We start from the raw sequence: 14,370 nt of genomic DNA, 5'->3' as shown, positions 1-14,370 counted from the left end.
GTGCAAGATGTGACCTATTCGCCGGGGCGCTTCAGGCTGAACTTTTCGCGCACCACGGTGTAGTCTCGGTACCCCATGCGGCTCAGCGGGTTGAAGCTCAGCACATCAAACTGCCCGTCAACGATACAATCGTCACGCATGTGAACGCCGGTGACTTCACCGAAGACGGCAAAATTGGCCTCTCCGGGCAGCCGCACAATTTGCGTCAGCTTGCACTCCAGCGTCGCTGGCGCACCGGCCACACGAGGACAGTCTATCGTATCGCACTCGGCTTTTTCGATGCCCGCATGTGCAAACTCGTCTATGTCGCGATCCCAGGCGCCCGACGTCAGGTTCATTGCGTCGCGCATCTCGTATTCGACGATGTTCACGGCAAACACGCTGGCGTCCCGGATCTGTGCGACCGAGTCCTTTGTGTCGCCCCTGTCTGGCTTGGCAGAGGTCGAGGCAAACATCACCTGCGGCGGAACGTAGGCCACAGCGTTGAAGAATGAGTAGGGCGCAAGGTTGTCCTGTCCGTCCGTTCCGCGCGTCGAGATCCAGCCGATTGGGCGGGGGGTCACGATGGCGTTGAACGGGTTGTGGGGCAGGCCGTGGCCGTCTTCGGGGCGGTAGAACATCTGCAGAAAGCTCTCTGTTTGCCGATTGTTACCCTGCGTGATAGGCGGTTTCGCAGCGAATTGCACGGGGGTGTGCACGCGTCAACGAAGAGCGGTGTCATGTTCACCCTGAGCCCGGAAACCAAAGACGATTGGTGGGAGGTCGAAGCCCTCTATGACCTGTGTTTCGCGCCAGGTCGCGAAGCGCTGTCGTCGTACCGATTGAGAGATGAGATCGCGCCTGTGGGGTCTTTGTCGCGCGTGGCGCGGGATGATCAGGGTATCCTTGGCGGGGCGATCCGGTTTTGGCCGGTAAGAATCGGAAACCAAAGGGTTTTGTTGCTTGGTCCAGTGGCGGTACACCCAACTGCACAGGGTGAAGGCTTGGGTGGTGCGTTGATCCGCGACAGTCTTGATCAAGCGCGACATGAAGGCTGGGCGCGGGTGCTTTTGGTGGGGGATGCGCCCTATTACAAGCGCTTTGGGTTCAACAAGCTGGACGGTGTCGAGATGCCTCCTCCGACCAATCCAGACCGCGTTCTGGGGCTGGAATTGCAGCCGGGTGCGTGGGGTGGTTTGACAGGGCATGTCGAACGGGACGCTTGAACCGTACGGCAAACGTCCCCAATTGTACGGTATGACCGGAACCGATCTTGTGCCCATCGACACCCAAACTGCCATCGTTACCCTTGCCCGTCGTCACAAGGCCGCTGGTGGGGTAGGGTTGCAAGTGCTCAATATGATTGGCGGTCGCGCCGAGAACTTGTTGGAGCGGTTGCCCGAGCCGGTGAAGCTTGGCCTTGAAGGTGCGACCGAAAGGGCTTTGCGGGTGGCCTTGCAAGCTGCGAAACAATCGCGAGGGGTGGTGCCGGACCAGAAGGGCTGGCTCAACACCGCGATGACGACGGCGATGGGGGCTGTTGGTGGGGCAGGTGGGTTGCCCACTGCTTTGGCTGAATTGCCGGTGACGACGACTGTGCTGTTGCGGGCCATTCAGGGGATTGCGGCGGAATACGACTTTGATCCGAACGACCCCGATGTGCTTGCCGATTGCTTGACGGTGTTTGCAAGCGCCGGGCCGCTGGCTGATGACGACGGAGCCAATATGGCGTTTCTGTCGACCCGGGTGACGCTGAACGGGGCTGCGGTGCATGGTATCCTGAAATCAGTGGCGCCAAAGTTGGCGACGGTTCTGGGCCAAAAGCTGGCTGCGCAGACGGTGCCCATCCTTGGGGCTGCGGCCGGGGCTGCGACGAATTACGCTTACACCAGCTATTATCAGGAAATGGCCCATGTCCATTTTGGGTTGAGGCGGCTGGCGATCGACAGCGGCACGTCCGAGACACTGCTGGTCGAAGAATTGCGCCGCGCGGTCAAATCGGTCTGACTACCGCGTAAATCGCCCGTGCGGTTCATCCTATCTTAACGTTAATAGGTCAAATTGATCCTGTTCCCGAACGAGTTTGGGGGCATGAGCGGACGGGGCGTTGTGATCCAATCATGATCCGGCACCGGACCATTGCGCACCCGTTCGCCCACACAAGCATCAACAGCACGCGGGCTGGAAAACCCGGCTTTGATCAGCCAGAATGGCTGGGGCGTGCTGTTGGGGTGTGGGCCTGGGAATGTCCGTTGTGAGCCCATAGTTGCCATTCTGAGCTAGTACCATAAGACGCTTCTATTGCTTCATACGACTTAGCCAGTTTACGGTTAAGGCCTTGAATAATTCCGGCTGTTCCCAAGCCAAACTGTGCCCGGCACAATCCAATATTGCCATTGTCGCGCGCGGGTAATTCTTTATCCCATCCATCATGTCTTGATATCCCGCCATGGCGTCCTGCCGACCATTCACTATGAGGCAAGGTTCTTCAAATGGGGCCGGCGGTTCGGATAGATCAAAGCTGAAATTGAAGTTCGACCGAATTCTCTCGGCCAACTTCTGGTCGGTCAGTTTTGTGGCCGGCACCTTTGTGAGTTCAATCTTATCGAGGATGTCGGAGTTTTGGACGACGAGCCGTTCGAACCTCGCCCGAGCTTCCTGTGACGCACTCACGGTGACTTGCTTAGACAATGGTACAAGAGTTTGATGTTTGGGACGCCAATCAACCGTTGCACCTGGCATACCGTCCGCTACGACCAGCATCATGCCAATGATGTCTTTTGGTCTCGTACGGACCAGCCCCATTGCGTGGTAGCTACCGCGGCTTTCCCCTATCACCGCAAATCTCCGACCTTCGAATGCTTTGTTTGCGAAGGTGCTGATCATGTTCAGAACATCGTCTTGGCAATTCACGCTGTCATCGACCAACGACGCGCCGTGGCCGGGCAAATCGATATAAACGCGCTGCCAGCCTGACAGGCCCTCAAAAACGGGTTCAAGTGCATCGTGCATATGCCGGTGATCGAGCCCGCCACCGTGCATGATGAGTATCGGGTGGCCCTCGCCACAGGTTATCGCGCTGATGCTGCCATTAGGTAGTTCAATTTCCACAATAAACCCTCTTTTTTGGAGAGCGTAGCGGAAGGCATAGCGAAAGTCAGGTTGGTCCCGCATTGCGGACGTCCGATCCACCCCGATCAAATCTCAACTCAACCCGCGCAGGTACTCCATCACTGCGGGGCGCACCGATTGTTCCCCGGCATCGCGGGCGTCGTGGATGACCTTGCGCACATCATCCAGATTGCAGCGGCGGAGCAGGTGTTTGACGGGGCCGACGGAGGCGGGCCGCATGGAGAGGGAATGCAGGCCGATGGCTGCAAGGCACAGCGCTTCGACTGGGCGACCAGCGTCTTCGCCGCAGAAGGACAGGCGGGTGTCGGTGGCCTTGCAGCGGGCGATGATGTCTTCAATGAAGCTCAGGAAGCTGACGTTTAGTGTGTCATAGCGGCGGCGGACCCGTTCGTTTTCGCGGTCGGCGGCAAAGAAGAACTGTTTGAGGTCGTTGCCGCCAATCGACAGGAATTCCACGTCTTCGTAGAATTTCTTGCACGCAAAGGCGAGAGACGGCGTTTCCAGCATCGCGCCAATTTCTAGGCTTTCGGGAACTGCGTTGCCCAGCTTTTTCTCTCGGGCGAGAGCCTTGTCCACCTCGGCGCGGGCGGCGGTGTATTCTTCATATTGCGCGATGAAGGGGAACATAATTGACAGCGGGCGGCCATTGGCAGCACGCAGCAGCGCCTGAAGCTGCATCCGCATCACGCCCGGTTTGTCCAGGCCCACGCGGATCGCGCGCCAGCCAAGAGCGGGATTTGGTTCGTCCTGCGCCTGCATGTAGGGCAGCACCTTGTCCGACCCGATGTCGAGTGTTCGGAACACCACGCGCTTGCCATGCGCCGCATCGAGCACGCGGGCATATAGGGCCGCCAGTTCGTTGCGCTTTGGCATCTGGCTTCGAACGAGGAATTGCAGCTCGGTCCGGAACAGGCCCACACCTTCGGCGCCTGAGCTTTCGAGCGACGGAAGGTCGGCCATGAGGCCTGCGTTCATGTCCAGCCGGATCGTCTTGCCGCACAGCGTGACGGCGGGTTTGTCACGGATCGAGGCGTAGCGTTCCTGCGCCTTTGCCTGCATCGCCATCTTGTCGCGAAAGGCGCTTACGACGGTGTCGTCGGGGCGCAGGTGCACGACGCCCTGATCGCCGTCGACCATGACATGATCGCCGTTCAGCGCTTCGTTCTGGATGCGTTTTGCGTTGATGACCAGCGGAATGGCCAGCGCTCGGGCGACAATTGCGGCATGGCTGCCAACCGACCCTTCTTCGAGGATGATGCCGCGCAGTTGGCGGCCGTATTCGAGCAATTCGCCCGGACCAATGTTGCGAGCAACCAAAATCGGGTTCTCGGGCAGTTCGGCGCCAGTCTGGTGGCCTTGTCCGGTGAGGATGCGCAGCAGTCGGTTCGACAGATCGTCAAGATCTTGCAGGCGTTCACGCAGATAGGAATCGGTGGCCTGCAACATACGGGCGCGCACGTCTGATTGTTCTTTTTCGACAGCAGCTTCGGCGCTCAGCCCGCGGTCGATGTTTTCTTCCATCCGGCGCAGCCAGCCTTTGGAATTGGCGAACATGCGATATGCTTCGAGGACTTGCACCTGTTCGGTGTCACCCGATGCGCTGGCCAATAGTTGATCGACGCTTATGCGCAGGTTTTCGACGGCGTCGGTCAGGCGGGTATGTTCTTTTTCAGGGTCGTCGGCGACTAGATTGGTGACCACAACGCGCGGTTCGTGCAGCCAAACATGGCCTTCGGCTGTGCCTTCCTGCGCGGTGACGCCGCGGATCAGGACGGGTTGCGTGTGCCGCGCTTGGAGGGCGGCCCCTTCGCCGACAAAGGCACCAAGTTCGGCCATCTCGGCCAGAACCATCGCGACCACTTCGAGCGCGTAGATTTCATCTGCGCTGAATTCGCGGGCCTCTTTGGACTGCACGACAAGAACGCCCAGCTTTTCACCGAGCCGCTGAATTGGGACGCCAAGAAAGCTTGAGTAAATCTCTTCCCCGGTTTCCGGCATATAGCGGAAGCCCTTGGAGGAGGGCGCATCGGCGGCGTTGATCACCTTGCCCGTCCGAGCGACGCGACCAACGAGGCCTTCACCCAGCTTCATCCGGGTTTGGTGGACCGATTCAGGGTTGAGACCCTGCGTTGCGCAGAGTTCGAGCGTTTCTTCATCGCGGAAGAGGTAGATCGAGCACACTTCGGTGCCCATGGAATCAGCGGTCAGATGGGTGATCTGATCAAGCCGTTCCTGTCCTGCGGCCTGACTGGCCATTGTGTCGCGCAGCCGCCCAAGCAGCTTGCGGCTCTCGCTTTCCGCGCGCTCAACCATGTTCTGCCCCTCGCGTGCCGCCTCGCGTGACAGCGCCGGTCACGTGGTCAGTCGGCTTTTTCCAGTTCGAACGCATCATGCAGCGCCTGAACGGCAAGTTCCATGTATTTCCGGTCGATCAGGACGGAAATTTTAATCTCAGAGGTTGTGATGACCTTGATGTTGATACCTTCTTTCGAAAGTACCTCGAACATTTGGGCCGCAACACCAGTGTGGCTGCGCATGCCGATGCCCACGACCGATACTTTGGCCACGTCGGTATCCGCAACGACATCGTGGAAGTTGATCTTGCCCGCGTCCTTGGCGTCGATCATCGCCTTTTCGGCGCGCTTTACCTGATCGACAGGACAAGAGAAGGTCATGTCAGTGCGACCTTCCTCGGAAATGTTCTGCACGATCATGTCGACGTTCACGCCTGCTTCGGAGAGGGGCGAGAAAATGGCCGCGGCGATGCCGGGGCGGTCGGCGACGGACACAAGGGTCATCTTGGCCTCATCGCGGGAATAGGCCACACCGGCCACAACATTGCTTTCCATGATGTCCTCCTCGGCGCAGACCAATGTTCCTGCGTCGTCAGATTGTTCTTCAAAACTGCTGAGCACGCGCAGTTTCACCTTATAGCGCATTGCCAATTCGACTGACCGGGTTTGCAGCACTTTTGCGCCCAGCGACGCGAGTTCCAGCATTTCCTCGAACGCGATCCGGTCCAGCTTGCGGGCCTTGTCGCAGATGCGCGGATCGGTGGTGTAGACGCCGTCCACGTCCGTATAGATGTCGCAACGTTCCGCGTTGAAGGCAGCGGCAAAGGCCACGGCAGTGGTGTCGGAGCCGCCGCGACCCAGCGTGGTGATGCGGCCCTCAGGGCTGACGCCCTGAAACCCTGCGACCACGGCGACCTTCATGCCTTCGGCAAATTTGCGTGTGATGTTGTCGGCAGGGATCTCTTCGATCCGGGCAGAAGAGTGCGCCGAGGTGGTTTTCACCGGAACCTGCCAGCCCTGCCAGCTGCGCGCGGGTACGTCCATTTCCTGAAGCGTCAGCGCCATCAGGCCAGCTGTGACGTTTTCACCAGACGATACGACGGCATCATATTCGCGGGCATCGAACAAAGGAGAGGTTTCGTTAACGAAGCCCACCAGCTTGTTCGTCTCGCCGGACATCGCTGACACGATGACGATCACATCATAGCCTTTGGCCACTTCGACGCCCACACGTTTTGCGGCACGCTTGATGCGATCAAGCGTGGCAACAGACGTTCCGCCGAATTTCATCACGAGAACGGGCATAAGGGCCTCCCGGGTCAGACTCAGCGGGTGCTTTACGTTGGGTGGAGGTGGCGCGCAAGAGCGGTGCGTTACATGCGCGATTTACGTGTCCCGATAGTCAACAGCCGAGAGGCCTCCGTCATTGAGGTGGGTTTCCTTGCCGGGGACGACATCGGTGTTCTGCGCGGCAACGGCCTGCCATCCATTTGGCGTGCGGTGAAGCACGAAAACCAAGATGGTTTGTCGGTCTCCTGCGATGGTGCCGTCCGGTGCTTTTTGACCGCTCAGCGTGAACCGGCAATGCACGATAGCAGAATTTGAGCCGAGGTCTCTGGTTCGGGTCACCCCGGGTTTCAGTGTGCTTTCAACGAAAAAGGATTTCAGCGCATAGTCATGTGCTTTGGAGATCGCTGGTCGGTCGCGCCACCACAGGCCCGTAACATTCACGAAATCCGCGTCTTCAGCAAAAAGCGCGCCGATGCGATAGCCGTCACGGCTGTGCCACGCGTCGGCAAAGGCTTTGGGGAATTCGGCTGGTGTGGCGACCGTCAAAACGGCATCGCGTCGCCGTTCCACATCTCGAAACAGCCGGTGGTCACTAGGGATAGCGCGTCAAAGCGTTGCAAAAGGCCCTTGGCAGATTCGTCGGTGCCGATGCTGGCGGCATTAGTGCCCATATCGGTGCGCACCCAACCGGGGTGATAGATGCCGACGGGAATGCCCTGCGGTTTAAGATCAACCGCGAGATTACGGCCAAGGTTCAAAGCAGCCGCCTTGGACGAACGGTAGATATAGCTTTGTCCACCAGCGCGTTCACTGGATCCCATCTGAGATGAAATGATGGCCAGCTTGGGTGCATTTGACTGTTTCAGGTGCGGCAGCAACGCCATCGCGGTCAGATAAACACCGGTCACATTGGTCGCGAATGTGTCGGCCCAAAGCTGCGTGTCAGTCAAGCTATCGACGGGCTGGCCCTTTTCCAGATAGACGCCTGCATTGCAGACCAGCAGATCAATAGGTGTCTCCTTGAGGCGGTCCGCCAGCGCGGTACAGCTTTCGGGATCGCGCACATCGAGTGGCATAAGATCACTGTCGCCAGGTGTGCGGGCGGTGCCATAAACAGTATCGCCGCGCGATTGTGCCGCCGAATATAGCGCCGCGCCAATGCCGCGATTTGCACCGGTGATCAAAATATTCATCAGTTAGACTTTCGGGTTGGCGTAAAGGGCAGAGGCGCAATGGGCACGCCGTCATCAATCAGTTTCTTGGCTTCGTCGCCGCGAGTTTCGCCCCAGATTGGACGCTGTGGCGCGTCACCGGTGTGGATCGCGCGTGCCTCATTGGCGAAATTCGTGCCAACGTAATCAGAGTTCTTTTCAACGTATTTTTTGAGCTCGGACAACGCCTGTTCCGCCGGGTTTGCGGGTTCGGTCAATTTCGGTTTGGCAGGCGGCGTCGCGGGTTTGTCGGCTTTGTCAGCAGTGCTGACGCGGGGAGCCATCATTGCCTTGTTCACATCCGTCGATCCACAGACCGAGCAGCCAACCATGCCCGCCGCATGCAGCTTTTCAAACGCGGATCCCGATTGGAACCAGCTGTCGAAGTGGTGATCATTGGCGCATTTCAGTGTGAACTGGATCATATTGATGCCTGCGTCGCGTGCCGTTCTGAGTGTTTAGTTTAGGCTCTTGAAAATAAGCGTCCGAGCGCGGACATCAAGCGTCCAGTGTGGCGAAGATATCCTGCATGAGGCCATCAAGGTCAGTGTCTTGGTGTAGCACGCGTTGTGCCACCTGTCCCAAGGCATTCTGCGTTTCGGGCGTATCCAGCGTCAACAGGGCGTCCGCCAAGGATGCAGCATCTTCTACACAAAGCGCAGCACCACCTTGGGCAAGTCGATCATATGCAGCGCGGAAATTGGCGGTGTCGGGCCCGTGTATGATTGCTGATCCAAAGGCCGCAGGCTCGTAGGGCGTATGGCCGCCTCGATCTGTAAGGGAACCGGCGACAAAAGTGATGCCGGCAAGGTTATACCAGAGGTGCATCTCTCCGAAGGTGTCGACCAGATAGACTTGGGCAGTCGCGGGGTCATCGCCACTACTGCGGCGGGCGCAGGTCAGACCGTGGGCTTGAACCTTTTGAGTGATGTCGTCTGCGCGTTTGGGATGACGGGGGGCCAAGATCAATTTCAGGGCGGGGCGCTGCGCCAAGGCCGATGCGTGCGCGGCCAGAACGATGTCGTCCTCACCTTCGTGTGTCGAGGCGGCAAGCCATGTATCGGATCGGTTGAACGCCTGGTGCAGGCCAGAATCTGGTGTGTCCGTTGGTGGTGTATAAAGTGCCTTTAGGTCGAAGACCGGGCCTTTTGCGGCGTCAGGCAATCCGAAGCCAGTGAACCTTTCGGCGGAGCCTGCATCCTGCGCGGAAAGATATGCCACTCGCGCCATCACCCGACGTACCAGACTGTCAAACCGGGCCCAGCCTTTGGCCGATCGTTCTGTAAGGCGCGCGCCCAGAACCAGTACAGGGCCGGGTGTGTTAAGGATGCGCTGCGGCCAGAGATCTGACTCAAGCGTTATATGTGCTTTGATCTGCCAGTTGCGTATGACGCGCCGGGTTGCTCGAGCAAGATCGACGGGTGCCAAAAGCACATTGGTCTTGGGAAGTTCCCATGAATTGGCCAAAGCTCGCCCGCTGTCGGTATTGGTGGTGATCAACAGCGCGTGGTCCTTGGCCAGCAGCCGGTCGATCACTGGTCGGGCCGACGCCAGTTCGCCGTTCGACGCGGCATGAAGCCAGATGCGGTCCGTCTTTTCGGGTGCTGTGACCCGTCCCAACCGTGCCTTGACTGCCTGTCCATCACCCGCCCAGATGCGCGATGCCATCTCTTGGGTCGCCAGCAGGGTCATCAGGAAACGGTAAAACAACACTGTGCATCCCAGTCAGGTCGCGCGCCAGATCAGGCCGACGCGTGCGTTTTCGCGCCGTTTACCCCATTGGGGGCGGTTGTCAGCGCATCTTGTATGTGACGTTCCAATAACTTGAGCAGGACATGGTTGTCGAACCGCGCTTCTGCCACCTGCCGCGCACGCGCCGACATGGTCGAATGGTCGGGCACATTGATCGCGGAGGTGATGGCTTTTGTGAAGCCTGTTTCGTCATGTTCGTCGACCAAAAAGCCGGTTTCGCCTTCGTCGATCGCCTCGGGAATGCCAGCGTGCCGGGTGGATACGGTGATGCAGCCACAAGCCATCGCTTCTTGAATGGCGGTTGGCAGGCCTTCAGTGTTGCCATCGCGGGCGGTGACCGAATGCTGAAGAAAGAACTGTGTGCTCATCAGTCTGTCACGCACTGTGTGATGCGGTTGCGCCCCGTGAAAGCGAATTTTTTCGCTTACTCCCAGTTCCTCGGCAAGGGACCGCGTCAGTTCTAGAAGGGGCCCGTCGCCGATAAAATCCAGCCGCGCTTCGGGCAACGACCTCGTTGCTTCGGCAAAAGCGCGCAGCGTTGTCATCGGCGCTTTTTTCTCAACAAAGCGCCCCACCGCCAAAAAGCTAAGCGGAACTTTGGCCTGCGGTGCAAATCGGCGGATATCGACGCCCGAAGGAATGACCATGCTGTCGGAATGGGAAATCCCGTGGTTGGCCAGATTGTCGAGCAAGAACTGCGAGACCGAAAACACCCCGGCCAGTCGCGGCATCATTTTGCGATAGGCGGCGCGCATGCGTTCCGTACGGATCGCTTTGGAGGCATCGGTGCCTCGGAAATAAGTGAAAATCGGGATGCCAAGCTTATTGGCCAGCGGCGCTAAGGCCAGTGCCTGCGTGCCGAATTCGGCCAGGATCACATCAACCCGTTCATCATGAAGGAACTTGATCAGCGCCTCTTTCGCCTCACCAAACGGCAGCCGCGAAGTGCCGTGCCGCACCCGATTGCGCAAGAGCCACCACGGCGCAACTATGATATCGCTCCCCGACAGCCCATCGCGACGCACAAAATACGGCTTGCCATAGGGGTTGTCGCCCCTGAAGCGGCCACAGACCACAACCGTGTTGCCACCGAACAGATGTTCGATGTGGCGGTTGATAAAGGTCTCACCGCCAAGGTGATATTCGCCAGTTGCGATGGCTACGCGCATGAAACTTGGCCCGAAAGAAAACCGAATTCCTAGGTATCAGCGCAGTGTGGCACCAGCAAGGCTGGACGTCACGGAGGTGTTCAATACCTGCCTGACGGCGCATTTTGCGTCAGTTGAACACAAGTGCAGGTTTTTGAACAGCAAAGACGGTGCCCAAAACAGGCGCGCCGAATTCATTGCGCAAACGGGCATGTTTCAGCAGTTTAGGCTTTGGAAACCCGACCTCTCGTGCCGTTTTCTCGATATACCCATCCGAATGTTTGTAGCGCCCCGATGGGTACAGTTTGAACCCAGTCTTAACGGTCTCGTCTCCTTCGTCTTCCACGGTGACGAGCAGCAGGCCGCCGGGGTTTAAGATCTTGTGAAAGTTGGAAAAAACCGTCTTTAATTCGCCGAAATATACAAGGACGTCCGCACACACGACCAAATCGAACTTCCCGTCAGGATATGTTGCAGGCACCGATAGATCTGTCCGAGCTAGAAAATCGTAAAGCCCCTTCTCCCGCGAGACCTCAAGCATTTTGACCGACAGGTCGACCCCAGTCAGTTCTTTGGCATATTCTTTCAAAAAACCAGCGCACAGGCCTGTTCCGCAACCGGCGTCCAAGACACGCCGGGTTTTCTTCTTAGGCAGTTTCAGTTCCTCAAGAGCCGTGAAGATCAGGCTGGGTCCATTGTTCCCCAGAATGCCAAGTTGCGTATCGTAGTTTTCTGCAAATTGATCGAACAGTTCGACTGCCATGCTGTGTTGGTCCAAATCGGCAACGGGCATCCCATTCGACGCGAAGAAATACTCAAGCTTGGCGCGCTCTGCTTTTGTTTTGCAATTCGCCTCGGCGATCTTGAGGCACATCTGCGCGCCTTCGACGTATTTGAGATGCGAGAGTACGACGCTTAAGTGGATCGCAGAATTGAACGCGTTGGAAGTGTTTTCCAAATAGTTCTTTACGACATCGTATGCGTGTTCGCGGAGATCGAATTGAACAAATAGAGCTGCGGCTTCAACTACAACAAGTTGCGTGTCTGGTGCGGTTTTCAAGGCTTTCCAAACAAGCTTTTCTGCGTCTTCCTTTTCCCCGAGATCGTATAATGCGGCAGCTGCGGGGAACAATGCAGCTTGCGGATCTTTTAGCTTGTCCAGATTGCTCTTAATTCCCGTCAGAACCCGTTCCTGGATTTTTTCGGCAACATCTTCTTGTCCAAGGCTCTTGAAAATTAGCGCGACTTTTGCAGCAGCCCCAAGGGGTAGGCCTTCTTGTGCGATCAAGGCCTTACAAGCTTCGGTCGCCTCTTCGTATCTTTTGTCGAACACAAGGTTGCGAGCTGCTTCGATCTGAGCGCCAAGGTCTTTCCAAATTTCGGGATCAGCTTCGAGACTGATGCCGCGATCATCACTGACTGCTGCCTGCTGCGGTTCAGATTGAATATCCGACATTGAAATTTTCCTCTTACGTCAATGCGGTGACCTTGCGACCTTCTGTTGAACAAATCCAGTTCAAACATGTATTTTTGCAATGGGTGGCCATTTTACTTTTTTCAAAGCCTACTTGATCGCCTGGGACACAGCGCTTTGGAGCGACTGCTGCTATAAACTGCTGCTATAAAGTGATCGCGCTAGTGCACACTTCACTATGGGATGAAAGGTGGTGTTTTGAGAGAGGATTGGACTCTCCCTAACCAGTGGTTTTGGCGTGCTTTCGGATCAGGTTGGATACGAGTGGGTTGAGTTGGGCTGGGTAGTCTTCTGCAGCCCTATTAATCCACCACTCGTGGCCCAACCTCATCAACTGGCGTCAAGGTAGACGGCATGCCCACGAAGAGTGCGCCCAAGGAGTTTACGGCGCTGGAGTCACGGTACTCTTTGAGCTGATGAAAGGTCTGGATGCGAGTGCTGAAGTCCACGCAGTGTGGTTCATTGAACGGGTGTGCCTAGAATAGGTTGACCTGTGCCACTGTAGGGTGGCTGGCGGTTGAGAGTGCGGCCTTGAATAGCACCTACAAAGGCGCTCTTGCTGTTGGCCGCGGCGAAATCGGCGCTTGTATGGAATCAAAAAACTGATCTAACTTAGTTACCGTCCGTGCGGGTTCTCATTTGCCAAATATTTTAGGGGGTTACGGTTCTGTATACCCTGTGCTTTAAGACTTTGGTCATTTCAGTTGTTTGCACATTCGAGCGATGCCACACCACCTAAAGGGGGACCTTTTGAATGCTGTCCAGTGAAGAAGCCATTGCTCGATACTACGTTGGTTATTACAATCGGGCGCCTGATCCTGTCGGTTTTGAATTCTGGGTCAACGCCTATGAGAATGGTACATCAACGCTAGAAATCGCGAATTTCTTTGCGGATCAGGCCGAGACGCGCGCACTCTATCCTTATTTTGCGGATCCCGAGAATTCGACTCCCGAAGCGTTTATTACTTCAATCTATCAAAACCTATTCAATCGCGACCCTGATAGCGCCGGCCTCGAATTTTGGATCATAGCTTTGACGAGCGGTGGGGTCAGCACTGGCCAGATGATCGAAGCCATCATAGGTGGTGCAACGATAGACCCAGATGTTTCTGTCATTCAGAATAAAGTCGACGCGGCACTACTGACACTTGGTTTGGACGGGGCGGACGAACTGTCAACAGGCTTTGCCGTTGATGACAGCTTTTCAACCACCGAGAGCCATCCTCAGTACGGCGCCCTAGGCGTGCTTCTTGACAATGACGACGGGACTGATCGGGATCTCGTGGTCACTTCCGTTCAAGGCGTAAACGTCGCCCCTGACGAAGACACCGTTATGCGGCTTCCCAATGGTGTTGATTTGTTTCTGACAAGTTGGGGGTATGTCGGTGCTGACCTGAATGGAGTGTATGATGATCTGGGAGACGGGCAAACCGGCCAATTCAGCATATCTTACGTGGTCACCGACACGCGCACGGGTGAAACCTCAACAGCGGTTGCAGACGTCAATGTCAGTGGAGAAGGGGCAGCAGTAAACACTGATACTGGTGGGAACTCCGACGCAGGCGGAAACCCCGAGGGAGGTGAGACCTCTGGTTCGGGCGAGACACCTGCTCCTGTTGAAAATCCTGGTCCTGTCGGCAACTCTGGTGACAATGCAGACGCGTCGCAGCTGCAAGGGCTGGCGGACCCATCACTGGCAATCGGATTGTCTGGTGTTGCGCCATTCGGAACCCAGTTTGCGTTTATCGATCTTATGAAAATGGCACATGGTGTCTTTAAAAATTCAGAGGAAAGAGACCCATCATTTGATGGATCGGCGTATCTGGATGAAAATGGCTGGGCAACTGAAGTGCCAAGTTCTCTGGGCGCCGAAGCGATATACTACTTTGATTGGACCAAATTTGTCGACGTCCCGGAACTCTTGGCAGAACGGCAAGGCACCTACACACTTACCTATGATGGGGAAGGGGATATTGAGGTCTTGGGATCAGCCAATGTCGTATCCGATACTCAGGGCAGGGCAATCGCGTTTGACTTACGGAGTGGCCAAGCCGTTGAGAATGCTACGTAAGTAGTCATCGTTCCAACCT

At 56.8% G+C, this 14,370-nt stretch carries 13 protein-coding genes; 3 read left to right on the top strand and 10 right to left on the bottom strand.

Annotated elements, in window-relative coordinates:
* Positions 1 to 14 precede the first annotated feature (14 nt).
* Positions 15 to 620, bottom strand: coding sequence for a flavin reductase family protein (locus tag ACTG4M_RS09205; protein WP_439123380.1), 606 nt, complete (start codon positions 618 to 620; stop codon positions 15 to 17).
* 99 nt (positions 621 to 719) lie between these two features.
* Between ACTG4M_RS09205 and ACTG4M_RS09200 the strand changes: the two genes are divergently transcribed.
* Both ACTG4M_RS09200 and ACTG4M_RS09195 read left to right on the top strand, forming a co-directional pair.
* Entirely contained in the window at positions 720 to 1,205 is a 486-nt protein-coding gene (locus tag ACTG4M_RS09200; protein ID WP_439123353.1) for a GNAT family N-acetyltransferase, read from the top strand.
* Positions 1,206 to 1,236: 31 nt separating this feature from the next.
* Positions 1,237 to 1,986 carry an EcsC family protein gene (locus ACTG4M_RS09195; RefSeq protein WP_439123352.1) on the top strand — a complete coding sequence of 250 codons (750 nt, stop codon included), beginning with the start codon at positions 1,237 to 1,239 and terminating at the stop codon, positions 1,984 to 1,986.
* 291 nt (positions 1,987 to 2,277) lie between these two features.
* On the opposite strand, the gene ACTG4M_RS09190 is transcribed toward ACTG4M_RS09195, so the two are convergent.
* From ACTG4M_RS09190 to ACTG4M_RS09150, 9 genes are all read right to left on the bottom strand, one after another.
* Positions 2,278 to 3,153 carry an alpha/beta fold hydrolase gene (locus ACTG4M_RS09190; RefSeq protein WP_439123351.1) on the bottom strand — a complete coding sequence of 292 codons (876 nt, stop codon included), beginning with the start codon at positions 3,151 to 3,153 and terminating at the stop codon, positions 2,278 to 2,280.
* Positions 3,154 to 3,183: 30 nt separating this feature from the next.
* Complete coding sequence (gene ptsP / locus ACTG4M_RS09185; protein WP_439123350.1) at positions 3,184 to 5,424, bottom strand: phosphoenolpyruvate--protein phosphotransferase; 2,241 nt, start codon at positions 5,422 to 5,424, stop codon at positions 3,184 to 3,186.
* A gap of 47 nt (positions 5,425 to 5,471) precedes the next feature.
* Entirely contained in the window at positions 5,472 to 6,710 is a 1,239-nt protein-coding gene (locus ACTG4M_RS09180; protein WP_439123349.1) for an aspartate kinase, read from the bottom strand.
* 81 nt (positions 6,711 to 6,791) lie between these two features.
* Complete coding sequence (locus ACTG4M_RS09175) at positions 6,792 to 7,265, bottom strand: SgcJ/EcaC family oxidoreductase (RefSeq protein ID WP_439123348.1); 474 nt, start codon at positions 7,263 to 7,265, stop codon at positions 6,792 to 6,794.
* A complete protein-coding gene (locus ACTG4M_RS09170; protein WP_439123347.1) occupies positions 7,238 to 7,888 on the bottom strand; it encodes an SDR family NAD(P)-dependent oxidoreductase in 651 nt (216 codons plus the stop codon). The genes ACTG4M_RS09175 and ACTG4M_RS09170 overlap by 28 nt, the downstream gene beginning before the upstream one ends.
* The gene (locus tag ACTG4M_RS09165; protein WP_439123346.1) at positions 7,888 to 8,331 is read right to left on the bottom strand and encodes a DUF1178 family protein; all 444 of its coding nucleotides are present in this window, start codon (positions 8,329 to 8,331) and stop codon (positions 7,888 to 7,890) included. Before ACTG4M_RS09165 ends, ACTG4M_RS09170 begins: the two co-directional genes overlap by 1 nt.
* 73 nt (positions 8,332 to 8,404) lie before the next feature.
* Positions 8,405 to 9,598, bottom strand: coding sequence for a 3-deoxy-D-manno-octulosonic acid transferase (locus ACTG4M_RS09160; RefSeq protein ID WP_439123345.1), 1,194 nt, complete (start codon positions 9,596 to 9,598; stop codon positions 8,405 to 8,407).
* A 50-nt stretch (positions 9,599 to 9,648) separates the two neighbouring features.
* A complete protein-coding gene (locus ACTG4M_RS09155; protein ID WP_439123344.1) occupies positions 9,649 to 10,827 on the bottom strand; it encodes a glycosyltransferase in 1,179 nt (392 codons plus the stop codon).
* Between the two features lie 109 nt (positions 10,828 to 10,936).
* Positions 10,937 to 12,262, bottom strand: coding sequence for a methyltransferase domain-containing protein (locus ACTG4M_RS09150; RefSeq protein ID WP_439123343.1), 1,326 nt, complete (start codon positions 12,260 to 12,262; stop codon positions 10,937 to 10,939).
* Positions 12,263 to 13,034: 772 nt separating this feature from the next.
* Between ACTG4M_RS09150 and ACTG4M_RS09145 the strand changes: the two genes are divergently transcribed.
* Positions 13,035 to 14,351: a DUF4214 domain-containing protein gene (locus ACTG4M_RS09145; protein WP_439123342.1), complete on the top strand. Its 1,317-nt coding sequence runs from the start codon at positions 13,035 to 13,037 to the stop codon at positions 14,349 to 14,351.
* Positions 14,352 to 14,370: the final 19 nt, after the last annotated feature.

The organism is Marivita sp. (genome assembly GCF_965656765.1).
Lineage (GTDB): Bacteria > Pseudomonadota > Alphaproteobacteria > Rhodobacterales > Rhodobacteraceae > Marivita.
This window is presented reverse-complemented; position numbering and strand designations above follow the sequence as displayed.